At 38.6% G+C, this 21,329-nt stretch carries 17 protein-coding genes; 9 read left to right on the forward strand and 8 right to left on the reverse strand.

The features are described from left to right. The first annotated feature begins 86 nt into the window (after nucleotides 1-86). The 3 genes from K5G00_RS16800 (at nucleotide 87) to K5G00_RS16810 (ending at nucleotide 5,485) form a co-directional block, all read left to right on the forward strand. Nucleotides 87-794 (forward strand): head GIN domain-containing protein, encoded by a 708-nt coding sequence (locus tag K5G00_RS16800; RefSeq protein ID WP_238767343.1) that lies wholly within the window; start codon nucleotides 87-89, stop codon nucleotides 792-794. 344 nt (nucleotides 795-1,138) lie between these two features. Continuing rightward, nucleotides 1,139-4,165, forward strand: a complete 3,027-nt coding sequence (locus K5G00_RS16805) for an amidohydrolase family protein (protein WP_238767344.1) — start codon at nucleotides 1,139-1,141, stop codon at nucleotides 4,163-4,165. 15 nt (nucleotides 4,166-4,180) lie between these two features. Then, a complete protein-coding gene (locus K5G00_RS16810) occupies nucleotides 4,181-5,485 on the forward strand; it encodes an amidohydrolase family protein (protein ID WP_238767345.1) in 1,305 nt (434 codons plus the stop codon). Between the two features lie 58 nt (nucleotides 5,486-5,543). On the opposite strand, the gene K5G00_RS16815 is transcribed toward K5G00_RS16810, so the two are convergent. The 4 genes from K5G00_RS16815 to dapF form a co-directional block, all read right to left on the reverse strand. Further along, nucleotides 5,544-6,107, reverse strand: a complete 564-nt coding sequence (locus K5G00_RS16815) for an L-threonylcarbamoyladenylate synthase (protein ID WP_238767346.1) — start codon at nucleotides 6,105-6,107, stop codon at nucleotides 5,544-5,546. Nucleotides 6,108-6,112: 5 nt separating this feature from the next. After that, nucleotides 6,113-7,222: a glycosyltransferase family 4 protein gene (locus K5G00_RS16820; RefSeq protein WP_238767347.1), complete on the reverse strand. Its 1,110-nt coding sequence runs from the start codon at nucleotides 7,220-7,222 to the stop codon at nucleotides 6,113-6,115. Between the two features lie 79 nt (nucleotides 7,223-7,301). Further along, nucleotides 7,302-8,567, reverse strand: a complete 1,266-nt coding sequence (gene lysA, locus K5G00_RS16825) for a diaminopimelate decarboxylase (RefSeq protein WP_238767348.1) — start codon at nucleotides 8,565-8,567, stop codon at nucleotides 7,302-7,304. 112 nt (nucleotides 8,568-8,679) lie between these two features. Then, complete coding sequence (gene dapF / locus K5G00_RS16830) at nucleotides 8,680-9,537, reverse strand: diaminopimelate epimerase (RefSeq protein ID WP_238767349.1); 858 nt, start codon at nucleotides 9,535-9,537, stop codon at nucleotides 8,680-8,682. Between the two features lie 138 nt (nucleotides 9,538-9,675). Between dapF and K5G00_RS16835 the strand changes: the two genes are divergently transcribed. Beyond that, on the forward strand, nucleotides 9,676-10,905 hold the full coding sequence (locus K5G00_RS16835) for an LL-diaminopimelate aminotransferase (RefSeq protein WP_238767350.1): 1,230 nt from the start codon (nucleotides 9,676-9,678) through the stop codon (nucleotides 10,903-10,905). A gap of 44 nt (nucleotides 10,906-10,949) precedes the next feature. Here the strand turns inward: K5G00_RS16835 and K5G00_RS16840 are convergent, their stop codons facing one another. The 3 genes from K5G00_RS16840 to K5G00_RS16850 all read right to left on the reverse strand — a co-directional run bounded on the left by K5G00_RS16840 (nucleotide 10,950) and on the right by K5G00_RS16850 (nucleotide 14,813). Beyond that, nucleotides 10,950-11,363 carry a hypothetical protein gene (locus tag K5G00_RS16840; protein WP_238767351.1) on the reverse strand — a complete coding sequence of 138 codons (414 nt, stop codon included), beginning with the start codon at nucleotides 11,361-11,363 and terminating at the stop codon, nucleotides 10,950-10,952. A 138-nt stretch (nucleotides 11,364-11,501) separates the two neighbouring features. Next, the gene (locus K5G00_RS16845) at nucleotides 11,502-13,385 is read right to left on the reverse strand and encodes a CocE/NonD family hydrolase (RefSeq protein ID WP_238767352.1); all 1,884 of its coding nucleotides are present in this window, start codon (nucleotides 13,383-13,385) and stop codon (nucleotides 11,502-11,504) included. Nucleotides 13,386-13,583: 198 nt separating this feature from the next. After that, a complete protein-coding gene (locus K5G00_RS16850; RefSeq protein ID WP_238767353.1) occupies nucleotides 13,584-14,813 on the reverse strand; it encodes a pyridoxal phosphate-dependent aminotransferase in 1,230 nt (409 codons plus the stop codon). A gap of 226 nt (nucleotides 14,814-15,039) precedes the next feature. Between K5G00_RS16850 and ald the strand changes: the two genes are divergently transcribed. The 5 genes from ald to K5G00_RS16875 all read left to right on the forward strand — a co-directional run bounded on the left by ald (nucleotide 15,040) and on the right by K5G00_RS16875 (nucleotide 20,523). Then, nucleotides 15,040-16,152, forward strand: coding sequence for an alanine dehydrogenase (ald, locus tag K5G00_RS16855; RefSeq protein ID WP_238767354.1), 1,113 nt, complete (start codon nucleotides 15,040-15,042; stop codon nucleotides 16,150-16,152). Between the two features lie 102 nt (nucleotides 16,153-16,254). Then, complete coding sequence (locus tag K5G00_RS16860) at nucleotides 16,255-17,058, forward strand: ion transporter (RefSeq protein ID WP_238767355.1); 804 nt, start codon at nucleotides 16,255-16,257, stop codon at nucleotides 17,056-17,058. 106 nt (nucleotides 17,059-17,164) lie between these two features. Further along, entirely contained in the window at nucleotides 17,165-18,058 is an 894-nt protein-coding gene (gene thyA, locus K5G00_RS16865; protein ID WP_238767356.1) for a thymidylate synthase, read from the forward strand. An 87-nt stretch (nucleotides 18,059-18,145) separates the two neighbouring features. Beyond that, nucleotides 18,146-18,646, forward strand: a complete 501-nt coding sequence (locus tag K5G00_RS16870; protein WP_238767357.1) for a dihydrofolate reductase — start codon at nucleotides 18,146-18,148, stop codon at nucleotides 18,644-18,646. Nucleotides 18,647-18,750: 104 nt separating this feature from the next. Beyond that, nucleotides 18,751-20,523 carry a M14 family zinc carboxypeptidase gene (locus K5G00_RS16875; RefSeq protein WP_238767358.1) on the forward strand — a complete coding sequence of 591 codons (1,773 nt, stop codon included), beginning with the start codon at nucleotides 18,751-18,753 and terminating at the stop codon, nucleotides 20,521-20,523. A 112-nt stretch (nucleotides 20,524-20,635) separates the two neighbouring features. Here the strand turns inward: K5G00_RS16875 and K5G00_RS16880 are convergent, their stop codons facing one another. Beyond that, nucleotides 20,636-21,301, reverse strand: a complete 666-nt coding sequence (locus K5G00_RS16880; protein ID WP_238767359.1) for an inorganic pyrophosphatase — start codon at nucleotides 21,299-21,301, stop codon at nucleotides 20,636-20,638. Nucleotides 21,302-21,329 lie beyond the last annotated feature (28 nt).

A 21,329-nucleotide genomic window follows, 5' to 3' on the forward strand; every position in this document is an offset into this window, starting at 1 on the left:
TTGCACTTTTTTTTGTTCAATGTGCAACTTTAGTGTTATTTGCACGTCATTACAAGGTATTGATAATATTCAAAAACAAAATAAACATGAAAACAAAAATCTTTATCCTCACTTTTCTTTTTGTAACTGCTTTGTTTATCAATCCCTTATTTGCTGAAGACGAAGAGCGTGAAGTGTCTTCTTTTTCAGAAATTTCATTGCGTGTTCCCGGTAAATTGTATCTGGAACAAGGGAAAACACAAAGTGTTGAAATTGTTGCCAAGTCATCAACAATGGAAGAAATTGTTACAGAAGTTAATGGAAGAAGACTTACCATCCGGTTTAAAAACAAAAATTATTTCTTCAAATCATTTAATCCTGGTAAAATAGAAATTTATATAACTGTTCCCGAGATTGACGCGCTTGCAGTATCCGGTTCGGGAGATATTATTGCTGAAGATGAAATTAAAACACGTATTCTGGATTTGGCCGTTAGCGGTAGCGGTGATATAAATTTGGCTGAATTGGATACAGAAAGAGTAAAAGCTTCTATTTCCGGTTCAGGTGATATTGTTATCGGGAGTGGGGGAGTTGCTGACGATTTATCAGTTTCAATTTCCGGCTCCGGCGATGTAAAAGCCGAAGACTTTGAAGCCGAAGATGTTGTTGTTCGAATAGCCGGTTCAGGAAATTGTTCGGTCACTTCCAATGGCTCTTTAAAAGCAAGAGTTGCCGGTTCCGGGAGTGTATATTATCACGGCAGTCCAAGTATCGATTCATCTGTTGCCGGTTCCGGTAGAGTGAAAAAGATGTAAATAAACAGTCTAAAATAAAGTGAACCACTGCAACCACTGTAGTGGTTTTTTTTGTGCTGAATCTCCAGCTTGAGTTAGTATATTACCCATTGTTTTTTTAGGGTGTGATTTAATTTTTTTGTAAATTTTACAAATGCTCTCCCGTTTTTCTCCCCGTTGGATTTTAATCTATCTATTTTTTAGTAGTTTTAGTGTCGAATTCATGATTTTAAGAAGGGGGACATTTCATGAGTTTAAAAAGAGACTATCAACTAAAATTAAGGCATAGCATTTATCTGTTGTAGTTTGCAATATTTTTTTATAACCCTGTTGCTTCGATCTTACAATAGTTACTTAAATAAATTATGAAAAAACTGTACTGTTTAATTGTAACGATTGCATTTTTTACATTTACGCATGCACAAAATTTATCTCCGGTTTTAGGAGTTGGCGATGAGCGCCCGGAAGTGTATGCTTTTATAAATGCAACCGTAGTAGTCGATTACCAAACTGAAATAGAAGATGCAGCTATGGTAATTAAAAAAGGTAAAATCACCGGAGTAGGTAAAAACATTGTTATACCGGATAATGCGGTGGTTTTTGATTTGGAAGGAAAATATATTTATCCTTCGTTTGTCGATCTCTTTACTGAATATGGGATTGAAAAAAAGAGTTTAGGGACATCTGCTTCGCGGTCTTATTTCTCAAGGCAGCAGGTATTCGATTCAAAAATTGACGGGCCTTTTTACTGGAATGATGCCATTAAACCTTATCAGAGTGCAATTGAAGAATTTCACGTAAATTCCAAGGATGCGGAAGATTTCAGAAAAGCGGGTTTTGGGGCTGTTGTTACTCAGAAGAATGACGGTATTATGAGGGGAATTTCGGCTTTGGTTGCTTTAACCGACGAAGACGAAGAACAAGTGGTTTTAAGCGGGAAAGTTGCTTGTGGTTATTCATTTGATAAAGGAAACTCACAGATGAATTATCCGGGTTCGCTAATGGGAGCTTTTGCTTTAATTCGCCAAACTTTCTACGACGCCGAATGGTACGATTCAGATAGTGATAAAAACGTTTTCGACGCTTCTTTGGAAGCAGTAACTGAAAACAAAAGTTTACCTTCTGTTTTCCAGGTGAGAGATAAAATTAACTTGCTGGATGTAGCCAGATTAAGCGATGAATTCAATATTCCTTTTGTAATGAAAGGGAATGGCGATGAATACCAGTTGCTTGACGAAATTGTTTCAACTGGTGCACCGCTGATTTTGCCTTTGAATTTTCCTGAAGCACCTGATGTTGATGATCCTTATAAAGCAATTTTGGTACCTTTTGAAGACTTAAAACATTGGGAATTGGCACCCTATAATCCAGGCAGGTTGGCGGACAAAGAAGTAGAATTTTCTTTTACAACCGAGGGATTAAAAGATAAAAAACAGTTTAGAACGAACTTGCTGAAAGCGATTAAGTGTGGCTTGTCAAAAAGAGATGCGCTAAAAGCTTTGACAGAAACACCAGTCAAACTGATTGGTTGCGAAAATATGTTGGGTTCGTTGGAAGATGGTAAACTCGCTAATTTTTTGGTTACTTCTTCAGAAATATTTGATCCGGAATGTATTGTTTATGAAAACTGGGTACAGGGCAGGAAATATGTAATTACCGACAGTAGGTTGCCGGATTTGAAAGGGGAGTACACCTTGGCTTTAAGTAACGACGAGCATTTTGACCTTGTAATTGAAGGAAAACCTGGTTCATATTCTTTAAAGGTAAAAACCGAAAAAGATAAAACGGAATCGGGGACAATATCGGTCTCAGAAAATTTGATTTATCTTTCGTTTCCGAAAGATAAAAAGTGGGTTCGCCTTTCTGGTTGGATGGAAGATAAAGCAATAGAAGGAACAGGAGTTCTTCCCCAAGGAAAAAACGTTACCTGGGAAATGACTTTGGAAAAGGCAGGAAAAGACAAGGCGAGGAAAAAGAAAGATGAAAAATTAACTGAACCCGGGAAAGTAATATATCCGTTTGTAGCATATGGAAGCGAGATGAAACCACAGTACAAAGATTTTGTAATTAAAAATGCTACAGTGTGGACTTTGGAAGATGAGGGAATTATTGAGAATGCAGATGTCCTGGTAAAAAATGGAAAAATTGCGCAGTTTGGGAAAAATATCAATGCAGGAAATGTTTGGGAAATTGACGGAACAGGGATGCATATCACTCCCGGGATAATCGATGAACATTCACATATGGCATTGAGCGGAACCAACGAAGGTTCACACGCAATTACTTCAGAAGTGCGGATGCGAGATGTTTTAAATCCTGAAGATGCAACAATTTACCGTCAGTTGGCTGGCGGAGTCACCTGTTCACATTTATTACATGGTTCTGCAAACCCAATTGGCGGCCAATCCGTGTTAATAAAACTTCGTTGGGGCGGCAATCCTGAAGAAATGTTGGTGAAAAACCAGGTAGGATTCTTAAAACACGCGCTGGGCGAGAACGTAAAACAGTCGAGAATGCCTACCAGCGAGCGTTTCCCGCTAACCCGTATGGGAGTGGAGCAATCCATTCGCGATGTATATGCCAGAGCAAAAGAATATCAGCAAAAATGGGAAGCCTATGATGCGCTTTCTGAAGCTGAAAAGCTAAAAACTCCGGCACCAAGAAAAGACCTCCAGCTGGATGCTATTGTTGACGAGTTTAACGAAAAATCGTTTATGGTTTGTCATACCTATGTTCAGAGCGAAACCAACATGATTATGAGGCTGGCACAGGAATTTGACATAATACCACATACTTTAATTCATAATACAGAGGGATATAAAGTAGCTGATAAAATGGCGGAAGCCGGGGCTGCGGGTAGTGTTTTTTCTGACTGGTGGAATTATAAGTATGAAGTAATTGATGCCATTGCTTATAACGCAGCAATACAATCGAATGAAGGTGTTTTGGTTTGTATAAACTCCGACGATGCGGAAATGGGAAGACGCCTGAATCAGGAAGCAGGGAAAATTGTAAAATACGGTGGGCTTTCTGAAATTGAAGCAATAAAACTGGTTACTTTAAATCCGGCTAAAATCCTTCATCTTGATGACCGAATGGGGAGTATAAAGGTTGGTAAGGATGCTGATTTGGTGCTTTGGACTGATCATCCGCTTTCGGTTTACGCAATGCCCTCAAAAACATTTGTTGACGGCACAGTATATTACGACAAGGAAAAAGACAAAGAGATGCACAATTCCATTCAGGAGGAGCGTTCACGGATAATCAATAAAATTCTTGCCGAAGGAGGTGGAAGTAAAAAAGGGCTTGGAGGAAGTCGTTCCCCGATGCGTGTAAACGATCAGTTTATATACGACGATGAGGATATCACAGATTATACCATTGATGAATAACCAAAAAAGCAAAAAATGAAAACGACATTCAAAAATATAATTTATACCATTTTACTATTGGGGTTTGCTTATTCAACTTTTGCCCAGGTTCCGTCACCAGCTTCGGAGCAGGATCACGGAATTGTTCTGATTGGAGCAAAGGCTCATATAGGAACGGGTGACGTAATTGAAAATTCAGCCATTGCGTTCGACAATGGGAAAATAGCTTTTGTTGGAAAAGCTGATGAATTGGGGAATCAGTTTTCCGGTTATGAAAAAATAGATGTTACCGGGAAAGAGGTTTATCCGGGTTTAATCATTATGCAATCACAATTGGGATTAGCCGAAATCGGAGGAGTTCGTGCAACATTGGATAATAGCGAAACAGGCGAACTAAATCCCAGCGTTCGCTCCTGTGTGGCGTATAACACCGATTCTGAAATAATACCGGTGACCCGTTCAAATGGAGTGCTTTTGGCACAAGTAATTCCGCAGGGAGGAATGATTTGTGGATTATCATCGGTTATGAACCTGGATGCGTGGAATTATGAAGACGCTCTTTACAAAACCGATGAAGGAATGTGGCTTAACTGGCCTTCATATTATTCCAGAAGAGGCTACGGAAGTAACCGGACTTTGCAGGAAAATAAATTGTATGCTGATGAAGTTAAAAAGCTGGAGAAGATTTTTAGTGATGCAAAAGTATACAAAGGTACACCTGCCAATTCGAAACTGGCAGCTATGCAGGGGATTTTTGACGGTTCAACCATTCTGTATATTCAGGCCGACTATGTTAAGACAATTATTGAAAGCATCAGTTTTGCAAAAAAAATGGGTGTGAGAAAAATTGTTTTAGCAGGAGCCGACGAGGATGCCCTGATGGTAAAAGATTTTTTGAAAGAAAATGAAATTCCGGTGATAGTTGCCCCGATTCATCGCCTGCCTAAAAGAAAAGATTCGTATACAAAAGCTCCATACGAAATGGCAGCAAGGTTTAAAGATGCCGGTATTTTAGCTGCCTTAACTTACGATAATACAACAAACAGTGCAAACCTGCCGTTTGTTGCCGGGCATGGTGTTCCTTACGGATTAACAAAAGAAGAGGCCCTGCAAACGGTTACTTTGAATCCGGCCAAAATACTTGGAATTGAAGATAGGGCAGGAACATTGGAAATGGGGAAAGATGCGCATATTGTGGTTTCTGATGGCGATTTACTCGATATGAGAACCAACAAAGTCACCCTGGCATTTATTAATGGACGGAATGTAGATTTGGACAACAAACACAAAAAATTGTACAGAAAATTTGCGACAAAATATGGTCAGGAAATTACGGAGTGATTTCTTTGATTTATCTATGAAAGGGAACAAAAGGGCTGCCTTTGTATGGCGGCTCTTTTTATTTTCTGATAATATCGATTCTTCCTCCCGGGCCAAGTTTGATAATACTTGAGGGTTGTGACGGAGTGGTATCGTCCTGCCGGTATTCAACAATGTAATCGACCTGATCTTTAATTTCTTCGGAAATTTCATCAAAAAATGCCGGCGATTTTTCACCGCTTATATTTGCCGATGTAGAAACCAAAGGTCGTCGGAAACGCTGCAAAAGTTGTGAGGTAAATTCCTCCTTTGTAAAACGAATCCCGATGCTTCCGTCTTCAGCAATTAAATTTGAAGCCAGATTTTTTGCATTTGGATAAATAACGGTTAAAGGAGTAGTGGTAATTTCAACCAAATCCCAAGCAACTTCCGGGACATCGTCAACATAACGGTCGAGTAGCGCAGGATTTTCCATCAAAACCAACATACTTTTTGAGTCTTCTCTTTTTTTTATGTTGTAGATTCGTGTTACAGCTTCAGGGTTTGTTGCATCGCAGCCAATGCCCCATATGGTATCGGTAGGATACAAAATTATACCTCCGCTTTTTAGAACTTCCAATGCTTTTTTTAAGTCGTTGTGCATAAATTTTATGATAAAACTTGGGAGTACAAAGAAATCATTTTTTCTGAAAAACAGGCAGGATGAAAATGTTTAGCTCGTTTATGACCTTTGGCAATATATTTTTCCCGTTCTTTTTTGTTTTCTATCAATTTTGTTAAAGCAGTGCCAATCTCTTCAATATTTTTTGGGTCACATAAAATTGCCGCGTCATCTGCTGTTTCCGGCAAACAGGATGCATTTGATGTGATAACCGGGCATCCGCTGGCCATTGATTCAATCACAGGTAGTCCAAATCCTTCAAAAAAGGAAATATAAATAGATAAGGTTGCCATTTGATACAAACCTGCCAAATCTTTTTTGGGGATATTGCTCAAAAATTTTACTTGATTTTCCAGTTTATTTTCCGAAATGAATTTTAAAAGTTCAGCACTGTAAATGGTGGGCGTTCCAACAAAAACAACCGTCGTTTTTATTTCGGATGAACGAATGGCTTTCAATATTGCCAATTGATTTTTCCGGTGCTCAATTGTTCCCACTGAAAGAATAAATTTTTCGGGGAGCTCATATTTCTTTAGTAGCTCTCCTGTGTTTTGAGTTTCAAAAAACTTTGGTGAGACAGACTGATAAACTACTTCAATTTTTTCGGGATCTATGTGAAAATAGTTTACTATGTCTGTTTTGGTTTGTTTGCTGATGGCATGGATTTTTGTAGACGCAGAACAGGCATATTTTACTTTCCGGTAATAAATATTTCGGTCGATAGGTTTATAAAATTCGGGGAACCGCAAAAAAATAAGGTCATGGATAGTTACTACCGATGGCACACTTGTTTTATGAATACCGGCAGGAAGCTCATTGCTTAAACCATGAAAAACATCGAGCTCTCGTTTATTTAAATAACCGCTAACCGAAAAGCTTCGCCACAGCGATTTAAAAATTTTTGAAGTAGGACTGTCGGGAGAAATAACATCAAATTTTTCGGAATGATGAAAAAGCTCTTTTTTAATTTCAGGGGTGAACAGTATATAATGGTTGTCGGGATAATACTGATGTAGCGCGTTTAAAGTATTACGACTGTAATTTCCTAAACCCGATGAGTTTAAAAAGGCGCGTTTTGCATCAAAACCGATTTTCATTTTCTAAATATTTGTATTTACAATACGAAAAAGGCCGGAAATTAGTTCCCGGCCCAAGTTAAATATTTTGTAAAATACTTTATACTGAAAAATCTTTTAATCCGTCAAAATCAAGCGTAGCAAAATAATCTTCCACTGTTTCTGCTCTTCTAATCAGAACAACTTCTCCATTTTCACGCAACAACAACTCAGCCGATTTTAGTTTTCCGTTGTAATTAAATCCCATGGCGTGTCCGTGAGCACCTGCATCGTGAATTACCAGAGTATCGTCGGTTTCAACTTTGGGTAACATTCTGTCGATAGCAAATTTGTCGTTATTTTCACACAACGAACCAGTGACATCATATTTTTCAGTATGTGCTTCGTTTTCTTTCCCTAAAACGGTGATGTGGTGGTAAGCCCCGTACATAGCCGGGCGCATCAGGTTTACCATACATGCGTCCATCCCGGCAAACTGTTTATAGGTTTTTTTTATGTGCCGGACTTTGGTTACCAAATATCCGTAAGGCCCTGTAATTGCACGACCTGATTCAAAAAGAAGTTTTAACGGCGCCAATCCGTTTCCAACAATCATTTTATGATATAATTTCTGAATTCCGGCACTTACATATTCCAGATTTACCGGTTTTTGTTCCGGTTTGTAGGGTATTCCGATGCCACCACCTAAATTGGCAAATTCAATCTTAACACCTGTTTTTTCCGAAACTTCAATAATCAGTTTGAAAAGAATTTCAGCAGTTTCAATAAAATAATCAGGGTCTAGTTCGTTGGATGCAACCATGGTGTGGATACCAAAATGTTTTACTCCTTTTGATTTCAGGATTTTATATCCTTCGATGATTTGTTCATGCGTAAAACCGTACTTGGCATCCTCTGGGTGGCCAATAATAAGGTTCCCTTGTTTTAAGTCGCCGGGATTGTATCGCATGCTGATTGTATCAGGCAATCCAACATGTTTTTCAAGAAAAGCAATGTGGGAAATATCGTCGAGATTAATAATCGCTCCCAAATCACTTGCCAGTTGAAATTCATAAGCCGGTGTGTCATTTGAAGTGAGAATAATTTCCTCGCCGCGCATACCAACCCGTTTAGCAAGTTCCAATTCGGCAATTGAACTGCAATCGATACCAAATCCTTCTTCACGTAAAATTCTCATCAGATAAGGATTTGGAGCAGCTTTTATGGCAAAATATTCCTTAAATCCTTCATTCCATGAAAATGCATTTATAAAATTACGCGCATTTTCCCGAATTGCTTTTTCATCGTAAATATGAAATGGTGTGGGGTGCGTTTCAATAATTTTTTCTATTTGTTCTTTTGAAAACGGTAGTTTTTTTTCTGCCATAATTATACTGCGATTTTTTTAAAGATACAAAGGTACAATTTATCCAAGAATTGTTAGAATAATTCTAAATAAAGCATGTTTTGGGGTGAATAAATTTAACTTCAGGAAATATTTACAAATCGGCAATGAGTTCATTGCTCAGGATTCCGGATGCAATTTCTCTTACTTCGCCTGTCATCTTGAGGTTCCAGAGATCATCAATTTCAATTTTCAGAATACCTCCCGGCATTTTTACCTCCAGCTTTTTTTCTGTTAATCCTTTTTTAGCAACAATCGATGCAACGGCACAGGACGAACTCCCTGAGGCCAGTGTCCAGCCGGCACCGCGTTCCCAAATTAAAATCTCAACCTGGGTTGGAGAAATTATTTTGGCAAACTGTACATTGATCCGGTTTGGAAACATCGGATGGTGCTCAATCTGAGAACCAAACTCCCTGATTTCTTTTTCATCCAGTTCATCTTTTAAAATAACACAATGCGGATTTCCAACCGAAACACAATTGATTGTATAATCTTTATACTCCAGGTTCAAAATCTCGTCCAAACATTCTTCATTTTCACAATCTACAGGAATCTCCTTCGAATTAAAGATGGCTTTTCCCATATCTACTTTTATGGTTTTTGCTTTCCCGTTTTCTTCTTCCACAATTTCTGCGCGAACCAGGCCTCCGGGGGTTTCGATGGTAAACATTTTGTCGCGCGAGAATTTATTATCGAAAAGATATTTGGCAAAAATACGAAGTCCGTTTCCACTTTTTTCTGCTTCCGAACCGTCAGGATTTAAAATTCGCAAGCCAAAATTCGCATTGAAACTCGGAACCTTTAGTAAAATACCATCGGAACCAATTCCGTAATGGACATCACATATTTTTTGGATGGCTTTTTTTGTTAATTCAAAGCTTATCTCGTACTGATTTAAAACTATATAATCGTTTCCCAAACCATGGGATTTAACAAAGAAATTTTGCATGACATAAAAATTTAAACTGCAAATGTATTAAACCAAGATGAAATTTTATGCTGTATTTAGTGCAATTATTTCGGTGCGATAATTATTCTTAAATTTGTTGTCCTTTTTAACTCGAATCATAATTAAACAAAATAAAGTATGGCAATTATTAATGAAAACTACCTTAAACTGCAGGCAGGTTATTTATTCCCTGAAATTGGAAGACGAGTAAGTGAATTTATTGAAGCAAATCCGGATAAAAAAGTCATTAAAATGGGTATTGGTGATGTTACCCAACCTTTGGTTCCATCAGTTGTAAAGGCATTTCATGAGGGTGTGGAAGAAATGGCAAAAGCTGAAACCTTTAAAGGCTATGGCCCGGAACAAGGCTACGCTTTTTTGCGAGAGGCGATTGCTGAAAATTCATACAAAACAAGAGGAATTGATATTTCTGCCAACGACATTTTTGTTTCAGATGGTTCAAAATGTGATACCGGAAATATTCAGGAGATTTTTGGAAATGAGAATAAAATTGCGATTTGTGACCCGGTTTACCCGGTATATGCCGACACAACTGTGATGGCAGGGAAGACCGGTGTTTGCCAGACCAATGGTTATTACGACGGAATAATTTACATGCCTTGTACAAAAGAAAATGGGTTTATTCCTGAACTTCCAACTGAAATCCCGGATTTAATCTTCTTGTGTTATCCGAATAATCCAACCGGAACAGTGGCTTCAAAAGAAGAGTTAAAAAAATGGGTAGACTTCGCTATCGCAAACAAAAGTATCATATTGTATGATGCAGCCTACGAATCATTTATTCAGGATGATGAAATTCCGCACTCTATTTATGAAATTGAAGGTGCCAAAAAGGTAGCTATCGAATTTCGAAGTTTCTCAAAAACCGCCGGATTTACAGGGACACGCTGTGCGTATACTGTAATCCCGGAAGAACTGGTTGCTTACGATGCCGAAGGGAAGGCACACCCTGTAAAACCGTTGTGGAACCGTCGGCAGTCAACAAAATTCAATGGCGTTTCTTATCCGGTTCAGAAAGCAGCTGCCTCTATTTTTACTGAAGAAGGTAAAAATGAAGTAAAGGAGGTAATTGCCTATTATATGGAGAATGCCCGTATTATGAGAGAGAGTTTGCAGGATGCTGGCTATGAGGTTTTTGGAGGTGAAAATGCACCGTATGTTTGGGTGAAGACAAAAAACAATACCAAATCATGGGATTTCTTTGACAAAGTTTTGAATGAAGCGAATGTTGTAGGAACTCCGGGTTCTGGTTTTGGCCCTTCGGGTGAAGGATACTTCCGCTTTTCTGCTTTTGCCGATCGTGAAAATGTTCTGGAAGCAATGGAACGAATAAAAAATTTAAGCTAAGATAGATGGTCAACCGGTTTGAAAATTCAGACCGGTTTTTTTTGCTATTTATATTCGATGGTTATCAGCAATTCGTTTGTATGAGGATTTAAACTCGCGTTCCATTTTGTATCGTTTCTTTCCCCTTTTTTAATAAACAAATCACCACTTTTTTCAAAATTGTTATTTACCGTATAATCGGAGATATTAACCCGGGAGGAATCAATAACAAATTTGGAGACCTTTATATTTCCATTGCAGTTACACTCTGATTTTAAAACAGCCGGAATATCAGTATGTGTCCTTAGCTCGATATTGTCGATATTGAATCTTTTGCAGTCTTTTCTGTCGTAAATACTTTTGGCCAATAAATTGAATCCTGTAAAGGTTAATGCCAGAAAAAAAACGATTCCCAAAAATATTTTTACCGTCCTTATAATGGTTTTGAATTTTTGTGAGGGCAACTTTTGTTTTGTCATTTTTAGTTCGTTTTAGTTCAGATAAAACGTTGATTTTATTTAATATATTGTTTTTTATCTGTCTAAAATTACTATCCAGGATTTCGGTATTTATGTATCGCCGGACTTTGGAGACCCACAAATCCTCCAAAACTGATTTTATTCATTCAGTACCGGCAAAATAATTTTTGAAGCATTTTGGGTGTCGTGGAAAATTTTAATTTCACTTTTCACGAAATCTGATTCATCACAATGGTAAATATCTACAAACTGTTGCGGGTTTCGGTCAACCAGTGGAAACCAGCTGCTTTGAATTTGTACCATAATCCGGTGGCCTTTTTTGAAAGAGTGCGCTATTGGTGGCAACTCGAATTTAACTTTTTCGATTTTTTCTGGCGTAAAGGCTGTTGGATTTTCAAAACTGTTTCTGTACCTGCCACGAAAAACCTCACCACGCACCAGCATCTGATAGCCGCCCATCGGGTAATTGTTTTCTGTGCTTTTAATACTGTCGGGATAACTAAAATAATCCGGGAAAACGTCAATTATTTTCACCACAAAATCAGCATCAGTGGTTGAAATGCTTGTAAGAATATCTGCTGTTACATTGCCAGTGACAGTAACATCTTCTGTTAATGTATCGGTTTGAAAAACCAGAACATCCGGACGGCGTGCAGCAAAACGCTGGTCGTTCGACATATATTCGCGGGTTCTGGAGAGATGAATATGTTCTTCATAAGGAACTGGTTTCGTTGGATCGCTTACGTATTCAGAAAAACTCTTGGTTCCGGCAGGTTTTGTTTTTGTTAATTTCCCGTTTGCCTGGAGATACATGGTTTTGTCTTCTTTTTTCGCCGGTGGCCACTGTTCGAATTGTTTCCATTCATCTGCTCCTGTGATGTATACATTGGCTTCCGCGATTTGAGAAACGTTACCTTTCCCTTTTAGGTAGTAATTAAAAAATGGTATCTCAAATTCCTGCTGATAATATTCACTTGTATTTGAGCCAAACTCGATGTTACCATGGTTTGCTCCTTTCCCCCGTGCCCATTGTCCGTGAAACCAGGGGCCTTCCACAATTTTATTGAATGCTTTTCCCGGGTTATTTTTCTCCGCCGCCAAATATGCATTCCAGGCGCCCCAGCAATCTTCTGCATCAAATAAACCACCAACCCAAAGCATTGCCGGTTTTAAATCAACGGTTGCATTTCTTGCGTCGCGTGCCTGCCACCATTCATCGTAATTGGGGTGTTCCATCATTTCGCTCCAGAATTTGATGGTATCGCCGGTTAATTTTGTGAGGTTTTTTAAGTTCTCCTGTTCGAGATAAAATTTGTAATTGTCCTTTACCGGAAAGCCCACCGATTTTGGGCCTTCGGTAGTTGGTTTTGGGCGCGGTGCTCCAAAACCCCAGCCGACAGAAGTGTAGAATGAAAAAGCATCCATCAGGAAAAAAGCTCCGTTGTGGTGAAAATCATCGCCGATAAACCAGTTGGTTACCGGCGCCTGCGGACTTACCGCTTTTATAGCAGGATGATTGCTTGCTGCCGCCATCGTGGAATAAAATCCGGGGTAAGAAATTCCGAAAACCCCAACATTCCCATTATTGTTTTGAATATTTTTAATCAGCCAGTCTACGGTATCGTATGTATCACTGGCCTCATCAATTTCGTTTCCCTTTTTATTTGGAATAAATGGCCTCACATCCGCATATTCTCCTTCACTCATCCATCTGCCCCTTACATCCTGCGTAACCATGATATAACCTTCTTTTAAATATTCCATTTTATAGTTATCCCAGAAAGATGAAAATTTGTCTTCGCCATAAGGACGGCAGGAATATGGAGTTCTTGTAATTAAAACGGGGTGCTTTTCTTTCATATCTTTCGGAGCGTAAATGGAGGTAAACAGCCGGACTCCGTCGCGCATGGTGATGTAAACTTCCTTTTTTGTGTAGTTGTTTCTAACCCATATTGAATCTTTATCTTCGGCTTTTGATACAATTGTTGAAACAATAAATAACAGAAAGAGAATACGTTTCATTTTTTTGAATTTGAGTTATCAGGAAAAATGGAATGTTAAAGCAATGGCCTAAACTTTCCGCGTTTCAAGTTAGAAATAATAACAATGTAAAGGTTATTTTTGATTGTTTTCCATAAAAAATTAAGATTAAAGTCTTTGGAAACAAAAAGTCCGACAAGAATTTTCGAGCCGGACTTTTACTATATAATAAAAATGGTCTTAGTTATTTTCTTTACTAAAAGCTTTTTGTCTGACTTTACTTCCGGGGTAAACTTTTAATGCTTCCTCCAGAATTTTCAAACAAACAGCCAGATCTTTTTTATTCAGCACATATGCAATCCTTACTTCATCAACTCCCTGATTGGCTCCGGTATAAAAACCTGAGGCAGGTGCCATCATAACGGTTTGCCCTTCATATTCAAAATCGGAAAGCAACCAGGCGCAGAATTTATCCGAGTTATCTACAGGTAGACGCGCCACCGTATAAAAAGCTCCCATCGGAATAGGTGAATAAACACCGTCAATCCGGTTTAATCCGTCGATGAGAAATTTTCTGCGGTTTACATATTCATTGTAATTATTAAGCATGTAGTCCGGATCTGCATCCAGTGAGGCCTCTGCGGCAATTTGCCCGATAAGTGGCGGGCTCAAACGTGCCTGGCAAAATTTCATCACATTTTTCTTCACCGCCTCATTTTTGGTGATTAAAGCTCCGATTCGAAGGCCACACTCGCTGTACCGTTTTGAAACGGAGTCCACAAGTACAACGTTTTGTTCAATTCCTTCCAAATGGAAAGCTGAAATATAGGGAGCACCGGTGTAACAAAATTCGCGGTACACTTCATCGGAAAAAAGATACAAATCGTATTTTTTCACCAGGTCGCGAATTTTATTCATTTCTTCACGTGTATATAAATAGCCGGTTGGGTTGTTTGGGTTACAAATCATAATCCCCTTGGTTTTCGGGGTGATGAGTTTTTCAAATTCCTCAACAGGCGGCAGAGAAAACCCTTCCTCTATTTTGGCTGCAATCGATTTAATCTCAGCACCGGCTACAATGGCAAAAGCTTCGTAGTTGGCATAGGCAGGTTCCGGAACAATAATTTCATCACCCGGATCAAGGCAACTCATAAAAGCAAAAGTAACCGCTTCGCTGCCTCCCGATGTTATGATGATGTCTTCAACCGAAACATCAATGTCAAATTTCTGGTAATATTTGACCAGTTTTTTCCTGAACGAAAGAATACCCTCGCTTGGCGTGTATTCAAGGATGGTTCTGTCGATATTTTTAATTGCCGCGAGCGCTTCAGGAGGTGTCGGTAAATCGGGTTGTCCGATGTTTAAATGATATACCTTTATCCCTTTCGCTTTGGCCTTTTCGGCAAGCGGGCCCAACTTTCGAATTGGTGAGTCGGGCATTATCTTTCCCCTGTCTGAAACTGTCGGCATGTTATTAAAAATAGTTTTTAAAAAGTTAGCAAATATACAAGTATCAATTTGAAATCTATAATCTGATTAAAATTTCATTTTGAAATCTTATTAAAAAATTAACTTCCTAATTATTAAGTCTGTAAAAAGACCTTTTGTTTTTGTTGCAAATCATTAATTTTTATCATGTTTTAGTACATTGTTGCTGCCTATTTTTGAAATTCAAATACAATTAATATTTACTGAAATGATAATTGGAGTACCAAAGGAAATTAAGAATAACGAAAATCGTATTGCATTAACCCCGGCAGGTGCCGCCGAATTAGTTAAACACGGCCATGAGGTTTATGTTCAGGCCGGCGGAGGAAATGGAAGCGGGTTTCATGATGAAGATTATATCGCGGCCGGGGCCATAATTCTTCCAACAATTGAAGATGTTTACGGGATTGCTGAAATGATAATCAAAGTAAAAGAGCCCATTGAACTGGAATATAAACTGATTAAAAAAGGACAGATTTTATACACCTATTTTCATTTTGCCTCTTCGGAAGTATTAACCAATGCCATGATTGAAAATGGTTCAGTTTGTTTGGCTTATGAAACTGTTGAACTGGCAGATCGCTCGCTACCTTTACTTGTACCAATGAGCGAAGTAGCCGGAAGAATGTCGGTTCAGGAAGGTGCAAAATATTTGGAAAAAACATACGGTGGTTACGGTGTCCTTCTGGGTGGTGTGCCAGGTGTATTACCTGCAAAAGTTTTGATTATTGGTGGTGGAATTGTGGGGACTGAAGCAGCAAAAATGGCTGCCGGATTGGGTGCAGATGTAACCATAATGGATGTGTCGCTAAAACGCCTGCGCTATCTCGATGATATTATGCCGGCCAATGTAAAAACAATGATGAGTAACGAATTTAACATTCGTGAAATGGTGCAAACACACGATGTAATTATAGGAGCAGTGCTGATTCCCGGAGCAAAAGCTCCGCACCTTGTTACCCGCGATATGTTAAAAACTATGAAAGCCGGAACTGTTTTGGTGGATGTTGCTGTTGATCAGGGCGGCTGTTTTGAAACCACAGTTGCAACAACACATGCTGAGCCAACATTTACAATCGATGATGTTATTCATTATTGCGTTGCCAACATGCCGGGTGCGGTTCCGCGTACTTCAACTATTGCACTTACCAACGCGACCTTACCTTATGCCATTCAGATTGCTAACAAAGGGTGGAAGCAGGCTTGTGTTGATAGCGTACCGTTGCGAAAAGGATTAAATGTTGTAAATGGAAAAGTAGTGTACGAAGGAGTTGCAGAAGCGTTTAACCTGCCTTTTGAAAATGTGGAAAGCGTGCTTTAACAATAGATAATAATCGTAAATTTTAGGGGAAGCCCGCTATCATCTGATGGTGGGCTTTTTTCTTTAGCAACCATTCCTTATATTTAGTTGTTGAAATAACTTATGAAAAATACCCGGGATAAATTATACGAAGTAATTTTTGAAGCCGACACAAAGGAAGGTAAAGCTTTTGATGTGGTTTTACTATTTGTAATTTTATTGAGTATCGCGCTGGTGATGCTCGAAAGCGTTCCCTTTGTAAGAGAAGACTACCGGAGTATACTCAGAATAATGGAGTGGACAATTACCATTATCTTTTCAATAGAATACATTCTTCGGGTTATTATTGTAAAAAAAGCATTCAAATATATCTTTAGTTTTTATGGGATTATCGATTTTTTATCTGTTATACCCACATATTTAGGACTATTTCTTATTGGTACGCACAGTCTTGTTGTTATTCGTATATTACGTTTACTTCGGGTTTTCAGGATTTTGAAGCTTACACGTTACACGCATGCCGGACGAACTTTAGCCAGAGCGATGTGGGCCAGCCGCGAGAAAATTAGCGTTTTTATATTTTTTGTGGTGACCATTGTGGTGATTGTAGGAACAGTTATGTACCTTGTTGAAGGCGAACCACACGGTTTTACAAGTATTCCAAGAAGTATATACTGGGCAATTGTAACGCTTACAACTGTTGGTTATGGCGATATTAGCCCGCAAACTTCGCTGGGGCAATTTTTGGCCAGCGTGGTTATGATTTTGGGCTATGCAATTATTGCTGTTCCTACCGGAATTGTTACTGCCGAAATGATGAAATCGACAAGCGAAAGCAATACCCAGGTTTGCCCAAGTTGTTTGCACGATAAACATGACGATGATGCCGTTTTTTGTAAAAAGTGTGGAGCCCGCTTAAATCCCTGACCTTCGTTATAAAAGTTGACAACGTATCAATATTTGTGGATATTTAAATGTTAATTTAAGAAATCACTTCTTTTCAAAACTTTATTTTTGCATCAAACAAAAGAAAATGAGGCAGTATTTAGATTTATTGGAAACCATTCTTGAAAAAGGAAGTGAAAAAGGCGATCGCACAGGGACAGGTACCATAAGTAGATTTGGACACCAGATGCGTTTTGATTTGAGCGAGGGATTCCCGGCGGTAACAACCAAAAAGCTGCATTTGAAATCAATTATTCACGAGTTGCTTTGGTTTTTGGCGGGCGATACAAATCTTAGATATCTTGCCCAAAATAATGTTCATATCTGGGATGACTGGCCGTACAGGCGGTATAAAAACAGTCCGGACTTTCAGGAGGAATCGATTCGTGAATTTTCACAGAAAGTAGCGGAAGACGAAAAATTTGCCGCTGTTTGGGGCGAACTTGGTCCGGTTTATGGAAAACAGTGGCGCGACTTTTCCGGAATCGACCAGATTAAATGGGTGGTTGATGAAATTAAATATCTTCAGGAAAACAAAGAAAGTCCCAATGGAAGGCGCCTGATTGTTTCTGCCTGGAATCCGCCGGAAGTAGAAGAGATGGCAAAAGCCGGACTTCCTCCTTGTCATACCCTTTTTCAGTTTTATGTAAATAATGGAAAACTTTCATGCCAGCTATACCAGCGCAGCGCCGATGTTTTTTTGGGTGTTCCGTTTAATATCGCTTCCTATGCATTGTTAACCATGATGATAGCACAGGTCACAGGCCTGGAAGCTGGCGATTTTGTGCATACATTTGGCGATGTGCATATTTATTCCAATCATATTGAGCAGGTGAAACTGCAACTCAGCCGTGAACCCTATCCCTTGCCGACGATGAAAATAAGTCCGGAGGTCAAAAGTATTTTTGATTTTAAATATGAAGATTTTGAGTTGGTAGGATACCAGTCTCACCCGCACATAAAAGGGATTGTGGCCGTTTAGTTTTGTTGCAAAAGATAAATTCGAAGTCTGAGCAGTTTATCTCTGAAATTTGAATGTTGAAGATTGTTAATTGAACGATTTTAAAATATGATCCATAAAAATATATCCATTATCGTTGCTATTGCTGAGAATTTTGCCATCGGTAAAAATAACGACTTGCTTTTTCATTTACCCAACGATTTAAAACGTTTTAAGGAAATTACCTCGGGGCACAGTTTAATTATGGGAAGAAACACTTTGCTTTCGTTGCCAAAGTGGCCTTTACCTAATCGGCGGCACGTCGTAATTACTGACAAAAAAGATGACGTGTTTTCAGGCTGTGAAGTGGTTTTTTCTATCGAAGAGGCGATTGAAAAAGTAACAAATGAAAAAGAAGCTTTTATTATTGGCGGAGGAATGGTTTACCGGCAGTTTTATCCGGTGGCGGGGAAACTCTATTTAACGTTGGTGCATAAACCTTTTGACGCTGACGTATATTTTCCCAAAATCGAATATTCTGAGTGGAAGGAAACTTCACGTGAAGATTTTTATGATGAGAAAAATGATTTTAACTATTCCTATTTAAATCTGGAAAGAAAGGATATGTAACGACGAATTTTTTGCCTGTTCACGTTATTAAAAAGATTTACAAAGTTTTAAATGTAAATTTTCTCCGTAAAAAATTATATTTTTCCGCATTAATTTTTATTCCGATGAAAAGATTTTTTTTTACCCCTTTTTTAGTTCTGTTTTGTTTTGTAGTTTTTGCTCAGAATAAGTCGTTGCTTGAGTTGAAGTATGAAGAAAATTATACACCAACCTACAAAGAAGTAATCGAAATGTACCAGCTTCTGGATAAAACTTATCCGAACGCATCGCTTTTGGAAAAAGGCAAAACAGATATTGGGAAGCCTTTACACCTTTTTGTTATCAATAGCGAACCTGTTTTTGATCCGCAACGAATCAGAGAACAGGGAAAATCAGTTTTGTTAATTAATAATGGAATTCATCCGGGAGAACCCGTAGGGATTGACGCCAGTTTGAAGTTTGCTGACGATATGCTTCGAAACAAAAATAAAATGCAAAAGTGGCTTGAAAACACGGTGATTATAATAATACCGGCCTACAATATTGGCGGCTTGTTAAACCGCAGTGCAACCAACCGGGCCAACCAGAGCACTCCTTATGAAACGGGTTTTCGGGGAAATGCAAAAAATCTCGATTTAAATCGTGACTTCACAAAAAACGATTCAGAAAATGCAAAATCTTTTACCAAAATATTTCAGGAGTGGAATCCCGATGTTTTTCTGGATACACATACTACTAATGGTTCCGATCATCAGTACAGTGTAACCTGGATTCCTCCTTTCCCGGATTATTTTCCACCAGCACAGGAAAAATTCCTTCGCGAAAAAATGCTTCCGCAAATGTTTGAGAAAATGAAGAAAGGTGAGTATGAATTAACACCTTATGTAAACTGGATGCATCGCGATCCCAAAAAAGGGATTCAAATGTGGCAGGATGCTCCCCGCTATTCTTCCGGTTTTGCAAGTCTCTTTAACAGTTATGGAATGATGACCGAAAATCATGTTTACAAAGTTTATTCCGACCGCGTAAAATCGTGTTACGAATTTATATGTAGCCTCGCAGAATTTACCTTTGAATATTCTGAGGAAATAATTACAAGCCGGGAAACCGGGATTGAGGAATTGCTGTCGGCGGAAAACTATCCTTTAAGTTATGAAGTTGATACCATGAAATATAGCACAATTACTTTTAACGGATATGAGGCAAACGACGAAATTATTGATAAGGTAACCGGACTTCCACGTTTTGGTTATGATCGAACAAAACCTTATTCACATGAAATTCGGTATTATGATGTTTACAACACGGTGGAAGAAACTCAGATTCCTGAGTATTACATTTTACCACAGGGATGGAAAGAAGTGATAGAACGCCTGAAACTAAACGGAATTGAATTTTATACCATCTCGAAGGACATTTCTTTTGATGTGGAAGTTGATTATATTGATGATTTTGGTGGTCCGCCGCAACCTTATAACGGGCATTATTTTCATAGTAAGGTAACAACGCACAGAGAAATACAGAATTTGGAATATTACGCAGGTGATATTATTATTCCGGTTCGGCAAAAGAAAATAAAGTATATTCTGGAAATGCTGGAACCTAAAGCGATGGATTCATTTTTTCGATGGAATTTTTTTGATTCGATTTTGGATCAGCGTGAATATTTTTCAACCTATGGTTTTGAAGAAAATGCATTAAAATATTTGGAAAGCCACCCGGATTTTAAAAGCAAGTTTTTAGAAAAAAGGAATTCCGATCCTGAATTTGCTAAAGATCATCGCGCTCAGTTGGCCTATATTTACAACAATACCGAGTGGGCGGAGAAAACCTGCAAAAGATATCCTGCTGCGAAAATATTTAAGAAGTTTTCCGAAAACGAATTAAAAAGCTTCTAAAAGAAGTGAATATTCCCAAAGTAGTCTTTGGTCGTTCTAAAATCGTATCAGAACCTTTGGGTTTAAAAATAATCAGCCCCGGAAAATTCAGAATAGTTTTTGAGCGGTTTTTTTAAGAAAGCAGTTTTCCTAAATTGTCAAATCTTATGTTGTAGTCTTCCATCGATCGTTTGATAACTTCGTAAGCTTCTTCAATGCCGTAAGTTGCCGTAATTTCTGTATTACTGTCTTGGCCTGGCATATCTTTATAAGTTAAGAAGTAGTGTTCCAGTCGCTGAATTACAATTTTGGGTACTTCATTGATATTTTTCATATGACCATAAACTGTATCGTTATTGAGCACGGCGATGATCTTATCATCGGCCTGATTGCCGTCAATCATTCTGAATCCTCCAATCGGACGTGCATTTACAAGAAGATCGCCATGAGCCAGCGTTTTTTCGGTTAAAACACAAATATCTATGGGGTCTCCGTCTCCTCTTATATCTTTTCTGCCTGTTTTCTGATTACAGTATTCGCCTACTTTATCGCCACAATAAGTTTGAGGGATAAAACCATACAATGCCGGTACTACATTTGAGAATTTTTGAGGACGGTCAATACGGAGATATCCGCTTTCTTTGTCTATTTCGTATTTAACGGTATCTGTTGATACTACTTCAATAAAAGCGGTTAATTCTTCCGGTGCATCTTTCCCTATAAAAACTCCGTGCCAGGGGTGTGATTTATAACGAAGTCCCATCAATCTTCCAATGGGGTCTGATAATTTATCTGCCATTCTGTTAATTTTTGTTTTACAGTGGAAC

The organism is Maribellus maritimus, assembly GCF_022267315.1.
In the GTDB taxonomy this organism is placed as follows: domain Bacteria; phylum Bacteroidota; class Bacteroidia; order Bacteroidales; family Prolixibacteraceae; genus Draconibacterium; species Draconibacterium maritimum.

What these genes read in the sequence shown, in the direction of transcription:
- K5G00_RS16800 (WP_238767343.1), top strand. Translation starts at nt 87, where the DNA reads ATGAAAACAAAAATCTTTATCCTCACTTTTCTTTTTGTAACTGCTTTG.
- K5G00_RS16805 (WP_238767344.1), top strand. Translation starts at nt 1,139, where the DNA reads ATGAAAAAACTGTACTGTTTAATTGTAACGATTGCATTTTTTACATTT.
- K5G00_RS16810 (WP_238767345.1), top strand. Translation starts at nt 4,181, where the DNA reads ATGAAAACGACATTCAAAAATATAATTTATACCATTTTACTATTGGGG.
- K5G00_RS16815 (WP_238767346.1), bottom strand. Translation starts at nt 6,107, where the DNA reads ATGCACAACGACTTAAAAAAAGCATTGGAAGTTCTAAAAAGCGGAGGT.
- K5G00_RS16820 (WP_238767347.1), bottom strand. Translation starts at nt 7,222, where the DNA reads ATGAAAATCGGTTTTGATGCAAAACGCGCCTTTTTAAACTCATCGGGT.
- lysA (WP_238767348.1), bottom strand. Translation starts at nt 8,567, where the DNA reads ATGGCAGAAAAAAAACTACCGTTTTCAAAAGAACAAATAGAAAAAATT.
- dapF (WP_238767349.1), bottom strand. Translation starts at nt 9,537, where the DNA reads ATGCAAAATTTCTTTGTTAAATCCCATGGTTTGGGAAACGATTATATA.
- K5G00_RS16835 (WP_238767350.1), top strand. Translation starts at nt 9,676, where the DNA reads ATGGCAATTATTAATGAAAACTACCTTAAACTGCAGGCAGGTTATTTA.
- K5G00_RS16840 (WP_238767351.1), bottom strand. Translation starts at nt 11,363, where the DNA reads ATGACAAAACAAAAGTTGCCCTCACAAAAATTCAAAACCATTATAAGG.
- K5G00_RS16845 (WP_238767352.1), bottom strand. Translation starts at nt 13,385, where the DNA reads ATGAAACGTATTCTCTTTCTGTTATTTATTGTTTCAACAATTGTATCA.
- K5G00_RS16850 (WP_238767353.1), bottom strand. Translation starts at nt 14,813, where the DNA reads ATGCCGACAGTTTCAGACAGGGGAAAGATAATGCCCGACTCACCAATT.
- ald (WP_238767354.1), top strand. Translation starts at nt 15,040, where the DNA reads ATGATAATTGGAGTACCAAAGGAAATTAAGAATAACGAAAATCGTATT.
- K5G00_RS16860 (WP_238767355.1), top strand. Translation starts at nt 16,255, where the DNA reads ATGAAAAATACCCGGGATAAATTATACGAAGTAATTTTTGAAGCCGAC.
- thyA (WP_238767356.1), top strand. Translation starts at nt 17,165, where the DNA reads ATGAGGCAGTATTTAGATTTATTGGAAACCATTCTTGAAAAAGGAAGT.
- K5G00_RS16870 (WP_238767357.1), top strand. Translation starts at nt 18,146, where the DNA reads ATGATCCATAAAAATATATCCATTATCGTTGCTATTGCTGAGAATTTT.
- K5G00_RS16875 (WP_238767358.1), top strand. Translation starts at nt 18,751, where the DNA reads ATGAAAAGATTTTTTTTTACCCCTTTTTTAGTTCTGTTTTGTTTTGTA.
- K5G00_RS16880 (WP_238767359.1), bottom strand. Translation starts at nt 21,301, where the DNA reads ATGGCAGATAAATTATCAGACCCCATTGGAAGATTGATGGGACTTCGT.